Raw genomic sequence first — 19,739 nt, 5'->3', positions numbered from 1 at the left:
ATTACGCGTCGTCGCCGAACCAGCAGATATTACGTGCAGCCATAATCAGCTCACCAGCCCGCTCATCATTCAGGCCTTCAATATCTGTCAGGTCGTCAACACCCTGTTCGGCAAGATCTTCCAGCGTACAGACGCCTTTTGCGGCCAGCTTAAATGCCAGCTCACGTTCAAGACCTTCCAGATTCAGCAAATCTTCTGCCGGCTGGTTTACGCCCAGGCTCTCTTCTTTCGCCAGCGCCAGGGTGGTTAACGCATTTTTCGCACGATCGCGCAGCGCTTCTACTGTCTCTTCATCCAGACCGTCGATTTCCAACAGCTCATTAATCGGAACATACGCCAGTTCTTCGAGAGAAGAGAAACCTTCTTCAACCAGAACCGTAGCGAAATCTTCATCGATATCGAGATATTTGGTAAAGACGTCGATGGCAGCATGGGCTTCAGCCTGGTGCTTCGCCTGCAGATCGTCGACCGTCATCACGTTCAGCTCCCAGCCACTCAGCTGCGATGCCAGACGCACGTTTTGACCATTACGGCCAATCGCCTGAGCCAGATTACCGGCTTCAACAGCGATATCCATGGTGTGATTATCTTCGTCCACCACGATAGAGGCAACATCCGCCGGGGCCATAGCGTTGATCACGAACTGGGCAGGATTATCATCCCACAGTACGATATCAATACGCTCGCCACCCAGCTCGCTGGATACTGCCTGAACACGCGCACCACGCATACCTACGCAAGCACCGACCGGGTCGATACGCTTGTCGTTGGTTTTAACTGCAATCTTGGCACGAGAGCCAGGATCGCGCGCGGCGGCTTTAATTTCAATCACTTCTTCGCCAATTTCTGGCACTTCAATGCGGAACAGTTCGATCAACATTTCCGGTTTGGAACGGCTGACAAACAGCTGAGCACCGCGAGCCTCAGGACGCACTGCGTAGAGTACGCCGCGAATACGGTCACCCGGACGGAAGTTTTCGCGCGGCAGCATATCTTCACGAATGATGACGGCTTCAGCATTGCTGCCCAGATCCAGAGAGATGTTGTCGCGGTTTACTTTTTTAACCACGCCGGTGATGATCTCACCTTCCTGCTCACGGAACTGATCAACCACCATCGCACGCTCAGCTTCGCGCACTTTCTGCACAATAACCTGTTTAGCGGTTTGCGTGGTGATACGGTCAAAGGTCACTGATTCAATCTGATCTTCAACGTACTCGCCCAGATTCAGCGACTCATCTTCGTAACGAGCAGCATCCAGCGTGATTTCACGCGTCGGCATAGTCACTTCGTCGACGATTACCCAACGGCGGAACGTATCGAAATCGCCGCTTTTACGGTCAATGCTGACACGCACGTCGATTTCCTGCTCATATTTCTTTTTGGTAGCCGTTGCCAGTGCGCTCTCCAGCGCTTCGAAAATCTTTTCGCGCGGGAGTGATTTCTCGTTCGACACAGCCTCAACTACAGCTAAGATTTCTTTGTTCATCCTGGTATGCCTCAATCCGGACTTTTAAAAGTGGGGAACCAGGTTCGCCTTCTGAATATTGCTCAGCGCGAACACTTCGTCGTTACCCTCAACAGCAACAGTGATCATTTCACCTTCAACAGATTTAATGATGCCCTGCCATTTGCGGCGGTTTTGAACGGCCATACGCAGCACCAGGCTCACTTCTTCGCCAATAAATTGTGCGTAATGCGCAGCGGTAAAGAGTGGGCGCTCAAGGCCTGGTGAGGAGACTTCAAGGTTGTAAGCGACGGTTATCGGGTCTTCGACATCGAATACGGCACTTACCTGGTGGCTAACATCAGCACAATCGTCAACATTGATGCCATCTTCACTATCAATATAGATGCGCAACGTGGATGTGCGACCGCGTACAAACTCGATACCGACCAGTTCGTAGCCCAGCGCTTCTACCGGTGCTGTGATCAGCTCAGTTAATTTTTGCTCTAATGTGGACAAGGCCACCCCCAAGACATAAAAAAAGGGCTTAATAGCCCAGTATGCTGTTTCCTGATAACAAAAAACCCCGATAAATCGGGGCTTAATGCGACTGGACCCTGTACGCCAAAAATCTGGCGGTTCGGCACAATCCAAAAGAATTTTTTTCAAAATCTGCTGAAAATGCGCCGTGCGATGCATACAGTATATTTGAAAAAGAACTCTAAGGGAAAGTGGTTGCGGGGGCCGGATTTGAACCGACGACCTTCGGGTTATGAGCCCGACGAGCTACCAGGCTGCTCCACCCCGCGTCCGAAAACGTGGCAAATACTACGCCGATCTTGCATAAAATGCAAGCAATACTGAAGTTTGGTACCGAGGACGGGACTTGAACCCGTAAGCCCATGCGGGCACTACCACCTCAAGGTAGCGTGTCTACCAATTCCACCACCACGGCACTAAAGAGACGACTTTTTTATTTCTGTCGTGTCGAAATCACACCCTTACTGCTTACTGTGGGATATCGCTACCCGGCGTGGCCGGTTTAGCTGGCTGGCTCTGCTGCGACTGTGCAGGCTGAGTCAGATTTTCCCACTCGCTTCCTTTCTGCGTTTTGTTGCTATTGAGGTTGCCCAGAATCAAGCTAATGATGAAGAACAATGTCGCCAGTACTGCGGTCATACGGGTCATAAAGTTACCTGAACCGTTAGAACCAAACAGCGTAGCGGAACCGCCTGCACCAAATGACGCGCCCATATCAGCGCCTTTACCTTGCTGAAGCATAATCAGACCAACAAGGCCGATTGCCACAATAAGGAAAACTACCAAGAGAGCTTCGTACATAATCAACCTGTTTCCTTGCGCGTTAACCGCACATCAAAAGCTTCAAACCAGTTAGAGAGATAGCGTCTTCACTACCCATCAGAAGCGGGTGTGAATACTAACCAAAGCCGCCTGAGTGCGCAAGAGCAATTTACTGCCCTGCTACTGATTGCGGAAAAAAACGGCAAAGGCAGCGATAATCTGCGCGTAAATCACTCATCTGGTGAGTATTTGTGCAGAAAAAGAGAAATAATAGCGCGCGTCTTTTGATCCCCAAAAGGGGCAGAAAAAGGCGGGCGCAGCAGACATTTCTGCGCCCGCATTACCCTGAGGCAATGCAGGCCTTTTCTGCAGCCGGGGGTCATCAGCACCCCAGAGAGGCATCAGACTGCTTTTACCGCATCCGCAATCCGGTGAGCCAGACCGGTCACCAGGGCTTCATCTTCCCCTTCAACCATAACGCGGATCAACGGCTCCGTGCCAGATTTACGCAACAGCACGCGTCCCCTGCCCTTTAACTCCTTTTCCACCTCGGCGGTAACCGTTTTAACCGTTTCGTCCTCAAGCGGGTCAGTAGTGCCGCTAAAGCGAACGTTAACCAGAATTTGAGGTAGCAGTTTCATACCGCTGCACAAGTCGTGCAGGCTCATATGATTACGCACCATTGCAGTCAGCACCTGCAAACCGGCAACAATACCATCACCTGTGGTGGTTTTATCCAGCAGGATGACGTGACCAGAGTTTTCTGCACCGAGTCGCCACCCTTTTTCCTGCAATTTCTCCAGCACATAGCGGTCACCCACTTTGGCCCTGGCAAACGGGATACCAAGCTGTTTAAGCGCCAGCTCAAGCCCCATGTTGCTCATCAGTGTCCCCACCACGCCGCCACGCAGCTGTCCCTGACGAAGCCCTTCACGAGCGATGATATAGAGGATCTGGTCGCCATCCACTTTGAGGCCAAGGTGGTCCACCATCATGATGCGGTCACCATCGCCATCGTAAGCCAGGCCGATATCTGCCTTTTCAGCCAGTACGCGTGCCTGAAGCTGGCGTACGTCGGTGGCACCACACTCTTTATTAATGTTCATGCCGTCTGGCTGCACGCCAAGAGTGATAACGGTGGCACCAAGCTCACGCAACACATTAGGCGCGATGTGGTAAGTGGCGCCATTTGCGCAGTCCACCACAATCTTCAGGCCATTAAGGCTAAGCTCGCTGGGGAAGGTCCCTTTGCAGAACTCAATATAACGGCCAGCGGCATCGACAATACGGCTGGCACGCCCCAGCTCCGCAGATTCCACGCAGGTGATCGGCTTTTCCATTTCTGCTTCAATGGCTTCTTCCACGTCATCGGGCAATTTTGTGCCTTCTACAGAGAAAAATTTAATGCCATTATCGTCAAAAGGATTGTGTGAAGCGGAAATGACGATCCCCGCCTCTGCACGGAAGGTGCGCGTCAGGTAGGCAATGGCTGGCGTAGGCATAGGGCCGGTAAAGGCAGCGGAAAGACCTGCGGCGGCCAGTCCGGCTTCTAAAGCTGATTCCAGCATATAGCCTGAGATACGCGTGTCCTTACCGATAATAATTTTCTTTGAGCCATTACGCGCTAGCACCTTCCCCGCAGCCCAGCCCAGCTTGAGTACGAAATCAGGCGTGATTGGAGACTCGCCTACTTTGCCGCGGATACCATCGGTGCCAAAATACTTACGGTTGCTCATAACGTTACTCTTCCTTCGCTGACAGTGTTGCCTCGACGACGCGCATCGCCTCGACAGTTTCTTTGACATCATGAACGCGCAGAATATGCGCGCCCTGCATTGCGGCAATCACCGCGCAGGCCAGGCTTCCGGTAAGCCGTTGTGACGGCCCGACGTTCAGCAGTTGACCAATCATACTCTTGCGGGACATTCCTGCCAGCAGCGGCAGCCCAAAGCGGTGAAAATCGGCCAGATGGGCCAGCAGCTGATAATTATGGGAGAGATTCTTACCGAAACCGAATCCCGGGTCGAGGATCAACTGCTCTTTTTTAATCCCTGCAGCTTCGCAGCGGGCGATATGCTGAACGAAAAAGGCGTCGATATCCTGCAGAAGCCGGGTATATTTGGGTGCCTGCTGCATGGTTCGCGGTTCGCCCTGCATATGCATCAGGCAGACTGGCAGTCCCGTTTCTGCGGCGGCCTCAAGCGCACCGGGTTCCTGTAAGGAGCGTATATCGTTGATGATATGCGCACCCGCGTTTGCAGACTCGCGGATCACCTCTGGCTTAGAGGTATCCACAGAGATCCAGACTTCAAAACGCTGTGACAGCGCCTCCACCACCGGAATGACCCGCTCAAGCTCCTGCTCAACGCTGACTTCATCAGCGCCTGGCCGGGTGGATTCCCCACCCACATCAATAATGGTGGCGCCTGCATTAATCATTTCGTTGGCATGCGTCAGCGCCTGTACCAGCTCGTTATGCTTTCCACCATCCGAAAAAGAGTCGGGGGTCACATTCAGGATCCCCATCACATGAGGATGAGACAAATCGAGCACGGTATCCCGGGCATAAAGCTTCATAACGGTTACTCTCCAAACGTATTCTGCAGGTCAGTCAGGGTGGTCAATCTAAGGATATAAAAAACCCCGGTCAAGGCCGGGGTTTGGAGTGAGCTCAGACGAACAAAGGTGCTATTTGTCGCCCAGCTGCTCTGACATGGTATTGCCAGGGTTAGGCGTGCGCGGTTCATCAACCGGGCGCGGCGCCTTTGGCGTACCGTTGTTATCAGAATTATTGGTGCTACCCGGATCTTCCCAACCTTGTGGCGGACGTACTTCACGTCGTGCCATCAGGTCATCGATCTGCGGAGCATCAATGGTTTCATACTTCATCAACGCATCTTTCATTGCATGAAGTATATCCATATTTTCATTCAGAATACGGCGAGCGCGCTGGTAGTTGCCTTCAACCAGAGATTTCACTTCCTGGTCAATGATACGTGCGGTTTCATCAGACATGTGCTTCGCTTTCGCCACTGAACGACCAAGGAAAACTTCACCCTCTTCTTCAGCATACAACAGCGGGCCAAGTTTCTCTGAGAAGCCCCATTGCGTCACCATGTTACGTGCGATAGAGGTTGCTACTTTGATGTCGTTAGACGCACCAGTAGAAACGTGTTCCACGCCGTAAATGATCTCTTCTGCCAGACGGCCACCGTACAGCGTGGAGATCTGACTTTCCAGTTTCTGACGGCTTGCGCTGATCGCATCGCCTTCAGGCAGGAAGAACGTCACACCCAGTGCACGACCACGAGGAATGATGGTCACTTTGTGAACCGGATCGTGTTCTGGCACCAGGCGACCGATAATCGCGTGACCCGCTTCGTGATAAGCCGTGGACTCTTTCTGCGATTCTGTCATCACCATGGAGCGACGTTCCGCACCCATCATAATTTTGTCTTTCGCTTTTTCGAACTCGACCATTGAGACAACGCGTTTGTTGCCACGGGCAGCAAACAGCGCCGCTTCATTGACCAAGTTAGCCAAATCGGCACCGGAGAAGCCAGGGGTACCACGGGCAATCACTGATGCTTCAATGTCGGTTGCCAGAGGCACACGACGCATATGCACTTTCAGGATCTGTTCGCGACCACGTACGTCTGGCAGACCGACAACAACCTGACGGTCAAAGCGGCCCGGACGCAGCAGCGCTGGGTCAAGCACGTCTGGGCGGTTAGTTGCGGCAATCACGATGATGCCTTCGTTGCCTTCAAAACCATCCATCTCAACCAGCATCTGGTTCAGGGTCTGCTCACGTTCATCGTGACCACCGCCTAAACCGGCGCCACGCTGACGACCTACCGCATCAATCTCATCGATAAAGATGATGCAGGGCGCAGCTTTTTTGGCCTGTTCGAACATGTCACGGACGCGTGATGCACCCACACCCACGAACATTTCAACAAAGTCAGAACCGGAGATGGTAAAGAAAGGCACTTTAGCTTCGCCTGCAATGGCTTTCGCCAACAGCGTTTTACCGGTACCCGGAGGACCGACCATCAGTACACCTTTCGGAATTTTACCACCCAGCTTCTGGAAGCGGCTTGGCTCACGCAGGTATTCCACCAGCTCAGCCACTTCATCTTTCGCTTCGTCGCAACCGGCAACATCGGCGAAGGTGGTCTTGATCTGATCTTCCGTCAGCATGCGGGCTTTGCTTTTACCAAAGGACATCGCGCCTTTGCCGCCCCCGCCCTGCATCTGGCGCATAAAGAAGATCCAGACACCGATAAGTAACAGCATTGGGAACCATGAGATAAAGATCGAAGCCAACAGGCTCGGTTCTTCCGGTGGTTCACCCACGACTTTTACATTTTTAGTCAACAGGTTATCGAGCAACTTAGGATCGTTGACGGGGATATAAGTTGTGTATTTGTTACTGTCTTTTTTGACAACGTTGATTTCACGCCCGTTAATACGTGCCTCGCGGACCTGATCCTGGTTCACTTCCGACAGGAAGGTTGAGTAGTCAACCCTACGGCCATTCGACTCGCTGGGCCCAAAGCTCTGGAATACAGACATCAGCACGACTGCGATGACTAACCAGAGAATCAGGTTTTTCGCCATGTCACTCAAGGGATTAACCTCTTATTACAACTGTGTTAACAGACAGCGTAGGGTACTATAGTTTGCGCCCTGTCGCTACAATGTACACTTCACGCGATCGAGAGCGCGAAGCGTCCGGCTTACGAATTTTTACTTTCGTAAACAGGGAGCGAATTTCCCGGAGGTAATCTTCAAAGCCATCTCCCTGAAACACTTTCACTAAAAAACTGCCGCCAGGTGCCAGTACATCTCGACACATTTCCAGCGCAAGCTCAACTAAATACATCGAGCGGGGAATATCTACCGCGGGCGTTCCTGTCATGTTGGGCGCCATATCGGACATCACAACCTGCACTTTATTGTCGCCAACGCGTTCCAGTAGGGCTTTCATTACCAGTTCATCACGAAAATCGCCCTGAAGGAAATCGACACCAGCGATAGGATCCATCGGCAGGATATCACAACCAATGACGCGGCCCTGTGACCCAATCTGTGTCACCACATACTGGGACCAGCCGCCGGGTGCAGCACCCAGGTCAACCACGGTCATTCCAGGCTTGAACAGCTTGTCACCTTGCTGTATTTCATCAAGTTTAAACCAGGCACGCGAACGCAGCCCTTTTTTCTGTGCCTGAAGCACATATTTATCGCTAAAGTGTTCCTGTAGCCAGCGGCTGGAACTGGCCGAACGCTTTTTACCAGTCATACAATTTCCAACTATGATTCAGCGTATGCGATAAATAAACCGCGCAAATCAGCAATGCCGATTTGGTGATACACCAGAGATGGCGGTAGAATGACCCGTTTTCAATCCCAATGTAAGTAAAAAATACGATGAATCTGAGTACCAAACAAAAACAACACCTCAAAGGGCTGGCCCATCCGCTGAAGCCTGTGGTCATGCTGGGCAACAACGGTTTGACCGAAGGGGTGCTGGCCGAGATCGAACAAGCACTGGAGCACCACGAGCTCATCAAGGTGAAAATCGCTACGGAAGACCGTGAGACGAAAGCACTGGTTGTTGAGGCTATCGTGCGCGAAACCAAAGCAGCAAACGTGCAGGTTATCGGCAAGACGCTGGTACTGTACCGTCCAACGAAGGAACGCAAGATCGCACTTCCACGCTGAGGCGCAGTAAAAACTGACGCTTGCGCAGAAGGTGACATGCTCCTGATGTTGATAAAAGGCCGCTTAGCGGCCTTTTTCCTTTCTTTACAATACGCCTGCACTTTCCAGCGTAGCAGAATTCAGAGATATTCTATCTTCAGAATTTCATACTCGACGTCGCCGCCGGGCGTTTTGACGATGGTCACATCATCCACTTCTTTACCAATCAGGCCACGCGCCATTGGCGAGTTGACAGAAATCAGATTTTGCTTAAAGTCAGCTTCGTCATCGCCAACAATGCGGTAAGTTGACTCTTCATCCGTATCCAGGTTCAATACGGTGACCGTTGAACCAAAAATCACCCGACCGTTCGCGTTCATTTTAGTGACGTCGATCACCTGAGCATTAGAGAGTTTAGCCTCTATCTCCTGAATACGACCTTCACAAAAGCCCTGCTCTTCGCGCGCGGCGTGATACTCAGCGTTCTCTTTTAAGTCGCCGTGCTCACGCGCATCAGCAATTGAGGCAATAATTCTGGGGCGTTTAATGGTTTTCAGCTCTTCGAGCTCTTCGCGCAGTTTGTCCGCGCCCCTTAACGTCATCGGAATCTGATTCATCTCAATACCTCGTAAAATCTGTCCTGTGCAAAATTTCGTCATCCTGACAGGTTGATGCAGAAAAAGCGTTCTGCGGCGCTTGCTACTGAATTACAAACGAAATAAACCTGACCCGAGAGAGACCCAGGGCCTGGTGGTTTTGCATTTTGATACGTATTTTAACCCAGAGTTCCTTATGGGTCATCGTTTACTTTCCACAACGATGCACCGTAGTATGTCGGCATCACCTGTCAGTAAACGCGAGATTATGCGATTTTCACGAATTGTTTCCGGTCTGGCCTGCGCATTTGTACTAAATGCGCAGGCGGGTTCGGTTGAAGACTATACCCAATATCTGCCGGATGGCGCGAACCTGGCGTTAATTGTGCAAAAAATAGGCGCAACTAACCCTTCTATCGATTATCACAGCCAACAAATGGCACTTCCTGCCAGTACCATGAAGGTGATAACTGCGTTGGCGGCGCTGCTTCAGCTTGGCCCGGATTATCGTTTCCATACGCAGCTTGAGAGCAAAGGCTCGGTGAGTAATGGTACCTTACAGGGTGATCTGGTAGCTCGGTTCGGCGGCGATCCCACTCTGACGCGGCAGGATTTGCGCAATATGGTCGCCACCCTGAAAAAACAGGGCGTAAATCATATTGATGGCAATCTGGTTATCGACACCTCGGTGTTTGCCAGCCATGACAAAGCACCGGGCTGGCCGTGGAACGATATGACCCAGTGCTTCAGCGCGCCACCCGCTGCCGCTATCGTTGACCGTAACTGCTTCTCTGTCTCGCTGTACAGTGCGCCAAAGGCTGGGGATAACGCGTTTATCCGCGTGGCTTCGTTCTATCCGGTGAACATGTTCAGTCAGGTACGTACGCTGGCGAAGGGCTCGCCGGAGGCGCAGTATTGTGAACTGGATGTGGTTCCGGGTGAACTGAACCGCTTTACGCTCACTGGCTGTATGACCCAGCGATCAGAACCGCTGCCGCTGGCTTTTGCCATACAGGATGGTGCCAGTTACGCGGGCGCACTGCTTAAAGCAGAGTTGCAGGCTGCGGATATCGATTATTCCGGCCATCTGCTTCGTCAGACTCTGGTGACGCCCCCCGCTACGGTGCTGGCACAAACGCAGTCTGCCCCCCTGCACGATCTGCTGAAGATTATGCTGAAGAAGTCAGACAACATGATCGCCGATACCGTTTTTCGCACTATAGGCCATGAGCGCTTTGGCGTACCGGGCACCTGGCGTGCCGGTTCTGATGCTGTTCGTCAAATCCTGCGTCAAAAAGCGAATGTGGATTTAGGTAACAGCATCCAGGTAGATGGTTCCGGGCTTTCTCGCCACGATCTGATTTCCCCTGCTACCATGATGCAAGTGTTGCAGTACATTGCGAAAAACGATCGTGAGCTGAATTATATCTCTATGTTGCCGCTTGCAGGCTATGACGGAACGTTACGTTATCGCGGAGGTCTTCATGAAGCAGGCGTGGACGGCAAGGTATCGGCCAAGACCGGCTCCCTGCAGGGTGTGTATAACCTTGCTGGCTTTATGACCACGGCCAGCGGGCAGCGCGTGGCATTTGTCCAGTATCTTTCGGGTTATGCTGTTCCCCCGGAAGATCAGCGTCAGCGCCGTATCCCGCTGGTGCGCTTTGAAAGCCGGCTCTATAAGGATGTTTACCAGAACAACTGATCCCGATGAAACTGCTGATTGTTGAAGATGATGCGCTGCTACTGGGCGGTCTGGTTCAGGCGCTCACCAGTGAAGGCTATGCTGTTGATGCCGCGACCAAAGCGGCAGAGGCCTGCGCGCTTCTGCAATCTGGCCAGTACAGCCTGATAGTGCTCGACCTTGGCCTGCCGGATCGTGATGGAGGAGAGCTGTTGCGGCAGTGGCGCAAAGAGCATATTGACCTGCCGGTCCTGATCCTGACTGCCCGTGATGCGCTGGAAGATCGGGTTGGAGGTCTGGATGCGGGAGCCGATGACTATCTGGTCAAGCCGTTCGCCCTTGCGGAACTCAAAGCGAGAGTGCGCGCGCTGATCCGCCGTTATCAGGGACGCAGCGACAATCTTCTGCAACATGGCGATTTGTCGTTGAATCTCTCATCACAACAGGTCTGGCTCGACACGCAGCCGGTGGAAATCACACCGAAAGAGTTTGCGCTGCTTACCCGGTTGCTGATGCGCATCGATCAAACCGTGCATCGTGAAACGCTGCAGCAGGATCTTTATAGCTGGCAGGACGATAACGGCTCCAACACGCTGGAAGTGCATATTCATAATCTTCGCCGCAAGTTGGGTAAGGATCGGATTAAAACGGTGCGCGGCGTGGGTTACCGTCTGGAAAACCGCTCTTGAACAGTATGCGTCGGCGTTTACTGATTATGCTGGCGCTGATCCTGCTCTCCTGCCAGATGATGAGTGCAGCCTGGCTGTGGCACGAAAGCCGTGAACAGATTGGTTTCCTGGTCAACGAGACGCTCTCTGCCCATTCCCGCAACGAGCATGTTGAAGGCGAAATCAGGGAAGCGATCGCCTCCCTGTTATTGCCTTCCCTGGTTATGGTCTGCTTCACCCTGCTGCTCTCGTTCTGGGCGATAAGCTGGATTGTCCGCCCTCTGAAGTCGCTGCAAAACAGCCTTTCAGAGCGTTCCGCTGATAATCTCACTCCCCTTCCCCACTTCTCCGATATGGATGAAATTGCCGCCGTGACTCGGGCGCTTAATCAGTTGCTGGGCAGGCTGGATCACACCTTGCAGCAGGAGCGGCTTTTCACCGCCGATGCCGCCCACGAACTCCGTACACCGCTGGCAGGCCTGCGGCTTCACCTTGAATTGCTCGGACAACAAGGCGTAGCCCAGGGACCTATGCTGGTTGAGCGTATCGATCAGTTAATGCACGTCATTGAACAGTTGCTGATGCTCTCCCGCGCCGGTCAGGCGCTGGCAGGCGGTCACTATCAGGTGGTGAACTGGGAGACCGTTTTTAAGCCGCTTGAACTGGAAATGAATGAGATGCTTGCCAGCCGTAAGCAGACACTGGAGGTAACGGGCGATCTGTCGCTGGAGATTCAGGGCGATGCCGTTTTGCTGCGCCTGATGGTGCGTAATTTGATCGAAAACGCTTCACGCTACAGTCCGGAAGGCAGCCACATCACCTTGCTGGCTCAGCAGGATAATGAGGGCAGCAGCTTTACTGTCAGGGATGAGGGGCCGGGCATCGATCCCGCAGCCTCGCAGGAGTTGACTAAAGCCTTCAGAAGGATGGATCAGCGGTTTGGGGGAAGCGGGCTGGGCCTGAATATTGTCCAGCGCATTACTCAGCTTCATCATGGCGAGCTACGCTTAACCAATCGCCACGATCGCCCTGGCCTTGACGCTACCTGCTGGCTGCCGCAGAAGCTGAATTAGCCGCCGGAGGAAGGCGCATAATGATATGAGCGTGATATCGTTTCAGAGAGTGGCCCGCGCGCGACGCCCATAAAAAAGGGACACACTGGGTGTCCCTAAGAATTAACGCTTGTAGATGATTTCGACGCCTTCGTCGTCTTCTTCATCCCAGTCGTCATCCCAGTCATCATCTTCCACTTCGATCGCAGACTCTGCTTCGGCTTCTTCCAGCTGCTGACGATGATAGTCGTCCCACATGAATTCCACTTTTTCAGGCTGCTTCTGCTCTTCTTCCGCTTCCTTAGGATTAGCGATAATGAAGGACATAACATCCCAGCACAGCGGCGTGACGCCTACGCGGTTAGCGGCAGAGATCAGGTAATACTTGTCGGTCCAGCCCAGCGCTTCAGCAATCGCTTTAGCCCGCGCCTCGGCCTCTTCCTGATCCAGCAGGTCGACCTTGTTAAACACCAGCCAGCGAGGTTTGTTAAACAGTTTCTCGCTGTATTTTTCCAGCTCGCCCAGGATGATGCGCGCATTCTCAACCGGGTCAGATTCATCAATCGGGGCCAGGTCAATGGTGTGCAGCAGGACGCGGCAGCGTTCAAGGTGCTTCAGGAAGCGGATGCCCAGACCCGCGCCATCAGAGGCGCCTTCAATCAGGCCAGGAATATCGGCAATGACGAAGCTCTTCTCGCTGTCCATACGCACCACGCCAAGGCTTGGCACCAGAGTGGTAAACGGATAGTCCGCCACTTTCGGCTTAGCGGCAGAAACGGCACGGATAAAGGTCGACTTGCCGGCATTAGGTAAGCCCAGCATGCCCACATCGGCCAGCAGCATCAGTTCCAGCTGAAGATCGCGCTTTTCGCCTGGCGTCCCCATCGTTTTCTGACGGGGAGAGCGGTTAACGGACGACTTGAAGCGGGTGTTGCCCAGGCCATGCCAGCCGCCTTTAGCGACCATCTGTACCTGACCATGGGTCATCATGTCACCCAGCGTTTCGCCAGTGCCCTGATCGATGATGCGTGTGCCCACCGGCACTTTGATAATGATGTCTTTGCCGCGTTTGCCGGTGCAGTCACGGCTCTGGCCGTTCTGGCCACGCTCAGCACGGAAAGATTTTTCAAAACGGTAGTCGATCAGGGTGTTCAGGTTTTCGTCGGCCTGCATGTAGACATCGCCGCCGTCACCACCGTCGCCGCCGTCCGGACCGCCTCTTGGGATATATTTTTCACGACGGAAGCTGACGCAGCCATTGCCGCCATCGCCCGCAGCAACGAGTATCGTCGCTTCATCAACAAACTTCATGTTACTTCTCCGTAAATCATTCGCCCGGCACGGGTATGCCTGTCCGGGGGTGATCCGTCGTGGCAAACAAAGATGCCTGTGACGGAGCGTCTGGCGCCGCAGAAACTGTCTTCGCGTCAATTCCAGAAAGGGGATCCGCCTCAAGACATTGTGCAGCTGAGTGTAAAGTGTACAGTAAAAATCGTCTTTACTGTCTACCCACAGGAGGAATTACGCCGGGGGCTTAAGACAGAATGTAAAAAGCCCCGCAATCATAGCGGGGCTTTCAGATTCGCTGCAGAAAGCGGTATCAGGTACCGCTTTCAGGCACGAAAACCTTATTCAGCAACGATGCTGATGAATTTACGGTTGTTCGGGCCTTTAACTTCGAATTTGACCTTGCCGTCTGCAGTTGCAAACAGGGTGTGGTCACGGCCGCAGCCTACGTTGGTACCCGCATGGAATTTGGTTCCACGCTGACGAACGATGATGCTACCTGCCAGTACGGCTTCGCCGCCGAAACGCTTAACGCCGAGACGTTTTGCATTGGAATCGCGACCATTTCGAGTGGAGCCGCCAGCCTTTTTGTGTGCCATTTGTCAGATCTCCTCTTAGGCGCTGATGCCAGTGATCTTCACATCAGTGAACCACTGACGGTGACCCTGCTGCTTACGGTAGTGTTTACGACGACGGAACTTAACAATCTTGATTTTGTCGCCACGACCATGAGCAATAATTTCTGCCTTGATCACGCCACCTGAAACTAAAGGCGCGCCAATTGTCACGTCTTCACCGTTGGCAATCATCAGAACCTGGTCGAATTCAATCGTTTCGCCGGTTGCGATGTCCAGCTTTTCCAGGCGAACGGTCTGACCTTCGCTTACTCGGTGTTGTTTACCACCACTTTGGAAAACCGCGTACATATAAAACTCCGCTCTCGCGCTTGCCGTCTTGGTTTCAGGCTGCGCTATAAATATTCACAATAGGGCGCGAATTCTACGCAAGTTCCCTCGTAATGACAAGTACCTGATGCGCTGTATTGCAGAAAAAAAACACATAGCACAGGCAATTGTTTCGTTACGGCGATTTTCCAGTACAATCTGTTATACATTATATGCCGCAGGCACGGGTAAAGACGCTTATCATAGCAGCATACTGAGCAATAGCTGAACAGACTGATGAACTTAGAACAGATAAACGAACTCACCGCGCAAGACATGGCGGACGTCAATGCAACCATACTCGAACAGCTGAATTCAGAGGTTTCCCTCATCAATCAGCTGGGTTACTACATCATCAGTGGTGGAGGCAAACGCATCCGCCCGATGATTGCTGTGTTAGCGGCGCGCGCCGTTAATTACACGGGTAAACAACATATTACCGTGGCCGCCCTGATTGAGTTTATCCACACCGCCACGCTGCTTCATGATGACGTGGTGGACGAATCGGATATGCGCAGAGGGAAAGCCACGGCGAATGCGGCCTTTGGCAACGCGGCCAGCGTGCTGGTGGGCGACTTCATCTATACCCGCGCTTTCCAGATGATGACCAGCCTTGGCTCTCTCCGCGTTCTGGCGCTGATGTCGGAAGCGGTGAATGTTATCGCGGAAGGTGAAGTGTTGCAGTTGATGAACTGCAACGACCCGGATATTACTGAAGAGAGCTACATGCGGGTTATCTACAGTAAAACGGCTCGTCTGTTTGAAGCGGCAGCCCAATCCTCAGCCATTCTTGCCGATGCCTCTTCAGAGCAGGAAAAAGCGCTGCAGGATTACGGACGCTATCTCGGTACCGCTTTCCAGCTGATTGATGATTTACTCGATTACAGCGCGGATGGCAAAACGCTGGGCAAAAACGTCGGGGACGATCTGAGTGAAGGTAAGCCTACCCTGCCTCTGCTGCATGCGATGCGAAATGGAAATGCTGAGCAGTCACAACTGATCAGAGAAGCCATTGAGCAGGGTAACGGTCGCCATTTACTGGAACCCGTTCTGGAAACCATGCGCCAGTGTGGCTCTCTGGAGTGGACGCGTCAGGCCGCAGAGAATGAAGCTGACAAAGCTATTGCCGCGCTGAAGGCGCTCCCGGAATCGCCATGGCGCAGCGCCCTGGAAGCTCTGGCACATATGTCAGTTCAACGCGAGTTCTGATATCTGCAAGCGCGGGCAGCCGCGCTTTTTTTACCTCTTTTTTGCTCTCCCTTTTTTGTTCTCCCTTTTCCTCTGCGCCCCGACGCCTGGCGCGCGCTCTGCCTGAATGTAACGGCTTAAAGGGTTGCGTAACTTTTGCGCGATTGGGCACAAATCCAAATCCCCATTAAGAAACTATTGGAAATTATTAGCCCATTATTGTTATAAAACCTCCGGGTTTCCTGTAGCGGATTATCGCACACTGCCCTTCCGGCACAGCGCTCTGCCCGCCCGGTTTGAGACCCATCATAGCAATTTTGTTGTGTGTACAAGGAGGAAACACATATGTGTAAAGATAAGCAAGATTGGCATAACGCAGACATTATCGCGAACCTGCGCAAAAGGGGAACCAGCCTTGCTGGCGTCTCCAGAGAGGCGGGGCTGAGCTCATCTACGCTGGCAAATGCCCTTTTCCGTCCATGGCCGAAAGGCGAATGGCTGATTGCCAATGCGCTGAATATTCATCCTGCTGAAATCTGGCCAAGCCGATATTACGATCCTCACACCCAGCAGCTGATCGATCGTAAGAAGCTGATGAGATAATAAAAAAGGCGGTAGTTTCCTACCGCCTTGCAGGCTGATTTAACAGGAAGATTACTCTTCGCCGCGAACGCGCTCAATGTTCGCGCCCATCGCTTTCAGCTTATCTTCAATGTGCTCATAACCGCGATCGATATGATAGATGCGGTCCACAATGGTTGTACCTTCTGCAATGCAGCCCGCCAGAACCAGGCTGGCGGAAGCGCGCAGATCGGTCGCCATGACCTGGGCACCAGAGAGTTTTTCAACACCGTGACAGATAGCCGTATTGCTCTCAATCTCCGCATGAGCGCCCATACGGATCAGCTCAGGGATGTGCATAAAGCGGTTTTCAAAGATCGTTTCGGTGATCACGCCCGTACCTTCAGCCACCAAATTCAGCAGGCTGAACTGTGCCTGCATATCCGTTGGGAAACCGGGATGCGGCGCAGTACGGAAGTTGACCGCTTTGGGGCGCTTGCCATGCATGTCCAGGCTTATCCAGTCTTCACCGGTCTCAATTTCAGCGCCCGCTTCACGCAGTTTTGCCAGAACGGCATCCAGCGTATCAGGCTGAGTAGCCCGACAAACCACCTTACCGCCAGAAATGGCCGCTGCGATCAGGAAAGTCCCGGTCTCGATGCGATCGGGCAACACGCGATAAACACCGCCGCCCAGACGTTCCACGCCTTCGATAGTAATACGGTCGCTACCTGCACCGGTGATTTTCGCACCCAGCGTATTCAGGAAGTTAGCCGTGTCGACAATTTCAGGCTCACGGGCAGCGTTCTCAATTACCGTAACGCCGGTTGCCAGGGTAGCCGCACTCATGATGGTCACGGTAGCGCCAACGCTCACCTTATCCATTACGATGTGAGCCCCTTTCAGGCGGCCGTCAACAGAGGCTTTAACGTAGCCCTCTTCCAGTTTGATCACTGCGCCTAACTGTTCAAGGCCGGTGATATGCAAATCAACTGGACGAGCACCAATGGCACATCCGCCGGGCAGAGAAACCTGACCCTGACCAAAGCGGGCCACCAGCGGACCCAGCGCCCAGATAGAGGCGCGCATGGTTTTCACCAGTTCATACGGCGCGCAATAAATATCCACGTTGCTGGCATCAAGGTGCACGGAGCCATTGCGCTCCGCCTTCACACCAAGCTGGCCCAGCAGCTTCAGCGTGGTATCGATGTCCTTGAGTTTAGGGACATTCTGAATCTCTACAGGATCGGACGCCAGCAGAGCGGCGAACAGGATCGGCAGCGCTGCATTTTTAGCGCCGGAAATAGTCACTTCCCCGCTCAGACGGGTCGGACCCTGCACACGAAATTTATCCATTGCACCAGCTCTCTTTTTTAACAATAAAGTACCGCCCGCCCCACCGCAGCTCTCTGCGATGGTCTCAGCGAAGCTTAAAAACCGTTCAGCTTACGGTCGCGCGCCCACTCTTCCGGGGTAAAGGTTTTGATCGATACGGCATGGATGCGGTTATCTGCGATGTACGCCATCAGCGGAGCATAGACAGTCTGCTGTTTTTTGACCCGGCTCAGTTCAGCGAACAGTTCGCCTACGGCGATAACCTGAAAGTGGCTGCCATCGCCAGTTACGTGGACTTCCTGCAAAGCTAACGCGTCCATCAGCACGGATTGAATTTCACTAGTTTCCATGAGGCTTCTAAATTAGGTTAATGATAAACAGGCACACATATTAGTGGAAAGCGCCGCTATCTTAAACAAGCAAAAAGCCCCTGCGGGGACAGGGGCTCGTTCTGTTCAGTTTCAGACGGGCTTTTTAGCGGTCAGAAACAATAATCTGCTGCAAATTATAGAGGGTGATTAACGAAAGCAGTTTCTCATTAACGCCTGTAAACAGCGGCGCTTTGCCCTGCTGCAGCGCAATCTGACGCAAATGCACCAGAAGGGCCAGCCCGGCAGAATCAACCCGCTCCAGCGCCGAAACGTCGATTGTATCGATCTGTTTCATGACCGTCTCGCGCTGATCCCAGAGCGCCAGCAGCGTTTCCCGCTGCAGCTCGCCGGTAAGATGTAACTGATTCGCCTCAAGGTGCCAGCTCAGTTGTTCGCGCATTATTGCTTTTTATCCAGAGTAATCGGCTGATTAGCGTAGGATTTCAGTAGCTGAGTCAGACCCTCAACGCCCTTCTGACGCAGCGTATCGCTCCACTCATTCTGTTTGGTGGTGATCATTGAAACACCTTCAGCAATCATGTCATACGCCTGCCACTCGCCGGTACGGCTGTTTTTGCGCCACTGGAAATCCAGGCGGACGGGCGGGCGGCCATTGGGGTCCACAATGGTGACCCGAATAGCGATGATGTTTTTATCCGCATAGGGCTGCTCTGGTGCTATCTGGTAAGTCTGACCGTTATACAGGGCGAGCGCCTGGCCATAGGCCTGCGCCAGGTAATCACCAAAGGCGGTGAAGTAAGCTTCACGCTGGGCTGGTGTCGCTTCTTTGTAATAACGGCCTAACACCAGCGCGCCGGCATATTTAATCTGTACATAAGGCAGCAGCTCCTGACGAACGATCTGACGCAGGTAGTTGGGATCCTGCTTAATCTTCGGCTGCTCGGTTTTCAGACGGGTAAAGGTTTTGCCTGCCGCCTCGTTCATCAGTTGATAGGGGTTAGTTTGATCTGCAGCGGCATTGGCTGCTACCGGGGCAATAATCAGCATTGCCACCATCAGGAAACGTTTAAACATTGATTGTCCTCTTAAGGAGTAGTGGTTGCAGCCGGCGCAGGTTGTCCGTTAGTTTCCGGTGCCGCCGACGCTGCATCTTTATTATCGTTACCGTTGCCGCTCTTATACAAGAACTGGCCAATCAGATCTTCCAGCACCATCGCCGATTTGGTGTCCTGTACGGTGCTGCCATCTTTAAGCATAGCCGTTCCCATATCCGGGTCATCAAAACCTACGTTCAGCGCAAGATATTGCTCACCGAGCAAGCCGGAAGTTCTGACCGCCAGCGAGCTGGTATCGGGAAGCTGATTATATTTTTCTTCAATATCCATCGACACACGTGGTGAATAGGTTTTGTCATCCAGAGCAATATCGGTGACGCGCCCAATAACCACGCCGCCAATTTTTACCGGGGAGCCGGTCTTCAGGCCACCGATATTGTCGAAGGTGGCATACAGCTTCCAGGTAGGCTCATTGCCCAGAGATTTCAAATCCGCCACGCGCAGGCACAGGAAAAGCGCCGCACACAGCGCCAGCAGTAAAAATGCCCCTACCCAAAGTTCGCTTTTTTTCGTTTGCATTGA

Annotated in this window: 22 protein-coding genes and 2 tRNA genes; 6 read left to right on the top strand and 18 right to left on the bottom strand. The window is 52.9% G+C overall.

The window, feature by feature from the left end:
* Position 1: 1 nt before the first annotated feature.
* The 9 genes from nusA to rlmE all read right to left on the bottom strand — a co-directional run bounded on the left by nusA (position 2) and on the right by rlmE (position 8,057).
* Complete coding sequence (gene nusA / locus SD961_RS17255) at positions 2 to 1,489, bottom strand: transcription termination factor NusA (RefSeq protein ID WP_306210220.1); 1,488 nt, start codon at positions 1,487 to 1,489, stop codon at positions 2 to 4.
* Positions 1,490 to 1,513: 24 nt separating this feature from the next.
* The gene (gene rimP, locus SD961_RS17250; protein WP_306213042.1) at positions 1,514 to 1,966 is read right to left on the bottom strand and encodes a ribosome maturation factor RimP; all 453 of its coding nucleotides are present in this window, start codon (positions 1,964 to 1,966) and stop codon (positions 1,514 to 1,516) included.
* Positions 1,967 to 2,179: 213 nt separating this feature from the next.
* Positions 2,180 to 2,256 (bottom strand) — tRNA-Met (locus SD961_RS17245).
* A 59-nt stretch (positions 2,257 to 2,315) separates the two neighbouring features.
* Positions 2,316 to 2,402: transfer RNA gene (locus SD961_RS17240), tRNA-Leu, on the bottom strand.
* A 53-nt stretch (positions 2,403 to 2,455) separates the two neighbouring features.
* Positions 2,456 to 2,788 (bottom strand): preprotein translocase subunit SecG, encoded by a 333-nt coding sequence (gene secG / locus SD961_RS17235; RefSeq protein WP_013204019.1) that lies wholly within the window; start codon positions 2,786 to 2,788, stop codon positions 2,456 to 2,458.
* A gap of 362 nt (positions 2,789 to 3,150) precedes the next feature.
* The gene (gene glmM, locus SD961_RS17230) at positions 3,151 to 4,485 is read right to left on the bottom strand and encodes a phosphoglucosamine mutase (protein WP_318791565.1); all 1,335 of its coding nucleotides are present in this window, start codon (positions 4,483 to 4,485) and stop codon (positions 3,151 to 3,153) included.
* Between the two features lie 4 nt (positions 4,486 to 4,489).
* The gene (folP, locus tag SD961_RS17225) at positions 4,490 to 5,326 is read right to left on the bottom strand and encodes a dihydropteroate synthase (protein ID WP_318791564.1); all 837 of its coding nucleotides are present in this window, start codon (positions 5,324 to 5,326) and stop codon (positions 4,490 to 4,492) included.
* Between the two features lie 111 nt (positions 5,327 to 5,437).
* Positions 5,438 to 7,372 (bottom strand): ATP-dependent zinc metalloprotease FtsH, encoded by a 1,935-nt coding sequence (gene ftsH / locus SD961_RS17220; protein WP_318791563.1) that lies wholly within the window; start codon positions 7,370 to 7,372, stop codon positions 5,438 to 5,440.
* 55 nt (positions 7,373 to 7,427) lie between these two features.
* Positions 7,428 to 8,057, bottom strand: coding sequence for a 23S rRNA (uridine(2552)-2'-O)-methyltransferase RlmE (gene rlmE, locus SD961_RS17215; protein ID WP_306210211.1), 630 nt, complete (start codon positions 8,055 to 8,057; stop codon positions 7,428 to 7,430).
* A 128-nt stretch (positions 8,058 to 8,185) separates the two neighbouring features.
* Here rlmE and yhbY point away from each other — a divergent pair, with 128 nt between their 5' ends.
* On the top strand, positions 8,186 to 8,479 hold the full coding sequence (gene yhbY, locus SD961_RS17210; protein WP_158782080.1) for a ribosome assembly RNA-binding protein YhbY: 294 nt from the start codon (positions 8,186 to 8,188) through the stop codon (positions 8,477 to 8,479).
* Positions 8,480 to 8,598: 119 nt separating this feature from the next.
* Here yhbY and greA read toward each other — a convergent pair whose 3' ends face one another.
* Entirely contained in the window at positions 8,599 to 9,075 is a 477-nt protein-coding gene (greA, locus tag SD961_RS17205; protein WP_306210207.1) for a transcription elongation factor GreA, read from the bottom strand.
* Positions 9,076 to 9,322: 247 nt separating this feature from the next.
* Here greA and dacB point away from each other — a divergent pair, with 247 nt between their 5' ends.
* Genes dacB through pmrB form a run of 3 tightly spaced genes read left to right on the top strand, consistent with a single transcriptional unit; the run spans position 9,323 to position 12,476 of the window.
* On the top strand, positions 9,323 to 10,756 hold the full coding sequence (gene dacB, locus SD961_RS17200; protein ID WP_318791638.1) for a serine-type D-Ala-D-Ala carboxypeptidase: 1,434 nt from the start codon (positions 9,323 to 9,325) through the stop codon (positions 10,754 to 10,756).
* A 5-nt stretch (positions 10,757 to 10,761) separates the two neighbouring features.
* Positions 10,762 to 11,424, top strand: a complete 663-nt coding sequence (gene pmrA, locus SD961_RS17195) for a two-component system response regulator PmrA (RefSeq protein ID WP_318791562.1) — start codon at positions 10,762 to 10,764, stop codon at positions 11,422 to 11,424.
* Positions 11,421 to 12,476 carry a two-component system sensor histidine kinase PmrB gene (gene pmrB, locus SD961_RS17190; RefSeq protein WP_318791561.1) on the top strand — a complete coding sequence of 352 codons (1,056 nt, stop codon included), beginning with the start codon at positions 11,421 to 11,423 and terminating at the stop codon, positions 12,474 to 12,476. Before pmrA ends, pmrB begins: the two co-directional genes overlap by 4 nt.
* Positions 12,477 to 12,578: 102 nt before the next feature.
* On the opposite strand, the gene cgtA is transcribed toward pmrB, so the two are convergent.
* The 3 genes from cgtA to rplU form a co-directional block, all read right to left on the bottom strand.
* A complete protein-coding gene (gene cgtA / locus SD961_RS17185) occupies positions 12,579 to 13,766 on the bottom strand; it encodes an Obg family GTPase CgtA (RefSeq protein ID WP_318791560.1) in 1,188 nt (395 codons plus the stop codon).
* Positions 13,767 to 14,083: 317 nt separating this feature from the next.
* A complete protein-coding gene (gene rpmA, locus SD961_RS17180) occupies positions 14,084 to 14,341 on the bottom strand; it encodes a 50S ribosomal protein L27 (RefSeq protein ID WP_306210199.1) in 258 nt (85 codons plus the stop codon).
* A 15-nt stretch (positions 14,342 to 14,356) separates the two neighbouring features.
* Positions 14,357 to 14,668 (bottom strand): 50S ribosomal protein L21, encoded by a 312-nt coding sequence (rplU, locus tag SD961_RS17175; protein ID WP_024966679.1) that lies wholly within the window; start codon positions 14,666 to 14,668, stop codon positions 14,357 to 14,359.
* A 255-nt stretch (positions 14,669 to 14,923) separates the two neighbouring features.
* Here rplU and ispB point away from each other — a divergent pair, with 255 nt between their 5' ends.
* Together ispB and SD961_RS17165 are read left to right on the top strand one after the other, a co-directional pair.
* Positions 14,924 to 15,895 (top strand): octaprenyl diphosphate synthase, encoded by a 972-nt coding sequence (gene ispB, locus SD961_RS17170; RefSeq protein ID WP_318791559.1) that lies wholly within the window; start codon positions 14,924 to 14,926, stop codon positions 15,893 to 15,895.
* 324 nt (positions 15,896 to 16,219) lie between these two features.
* Positions 16,220 to 16,477, top strand: a complete 258-nt coding sequence (locus SD961_RS17165) for a helix-turn-helix transcriptional regulator (RefSeq protein ID WP_318791558.1) — start codon at positions 16,220 to 16,222, stop codon at positions 16,475 to 16,477.
* Between the two features lie 51 nt (positions 16,478 to 16,528).
* Here the strand turns inward: SD961_RS17165 and murA are convergent, their stop codons facing one another.
* The 5 genes from murA to mlaD form a co-directional block, all read right to left on the bottom strand.
* Positions 16,529 to 17,791, bottom strand: a complete 1,263-nt coding sequence (gene murA, locus SD961_RS17160) for a UDP-N-acetylglucosamine 1-carboxyvinyltransferase (RefSeq protein WP_306210193.1) — start codon at positions 17,789 to 17,791, stop codon at positions 16,529 to 16,531.
* A 74-nt stretch (positions 17,792 to 17,865) separates the two neighbouring features.
* Positions 17,866 to 18,120 carry a BolA family iron metabolism protein IbaG gene (gene ibaG, locus SD961_RS17155; RefSeq protein ID WP_318791557.1) on the bottom strand — a complete coding sequence of 85 codons (255 nt, stop codon included), beginning with the start codon at positions 18,118 to 18,120 and terminating at the stop codon, positions 17,866 to 17,868.
* A 124-nt stretch (positions 18,121 to 18,244) separates the two neighbouring features.
* A complete protein-coding gene (gene mlaB, locus SD961_RS17150; RefSeq protein WP_318791555.1) occupies positions 18,245 to 18,541 on the bottom strand; it encodes a lipid asymmetry maintenance protein MlaB in 297 nt (98 codons plus the stop codon).
* Positions 18,541 to 19,176 (bottom strand): phospholipid-binding protein MlaC, encoded by a 636-nt coding sequence (mlaC, locus tag SD961_RS17145; protein ID WP_318791554.1) that lies wholly within the window; start codon positions 19,174 to 19,176, stop codon positions 18,541 to 18,543. Before mlaC ends, mlaB begins: the two co-directional genes overlap by 1 nt.
* An 11-nt stretch (positions 19,177 to 19,187) precedes the next feature.
* Positions 19,188 to 19,736 carry an outer membrane lipid asymmetry maintenance protein MlaD gene (gene mlaD / locus SD961_RS17140; RefSeq protein ID WP_318791553.1) on the bottom strand — a complete coding sequence of 183 codons (549 nt, stop codon included), beginning with the start codon at positions 19,734 to 19,736 and terminating at the stop codon, positions 19,188 to 19,190.
* Positions 19,737 to 19,739 lie beyond the last annotated feature (3 nt).

The organism is Erwinia sp. MMLR14_017 (genome assembly GCF_033657285.1).
In the GTDB taxonomy this organism is placed as follows: Bacteria; Pseudomonadota; Gammaproteobacteria; order Enterobacterales; family Enterobacteriaceae; genus Erwinia.
Note: the sequence above shows the minus strand (reverse complement) of the source record. Positions and strands in the feature narration are given on the sequence as shown.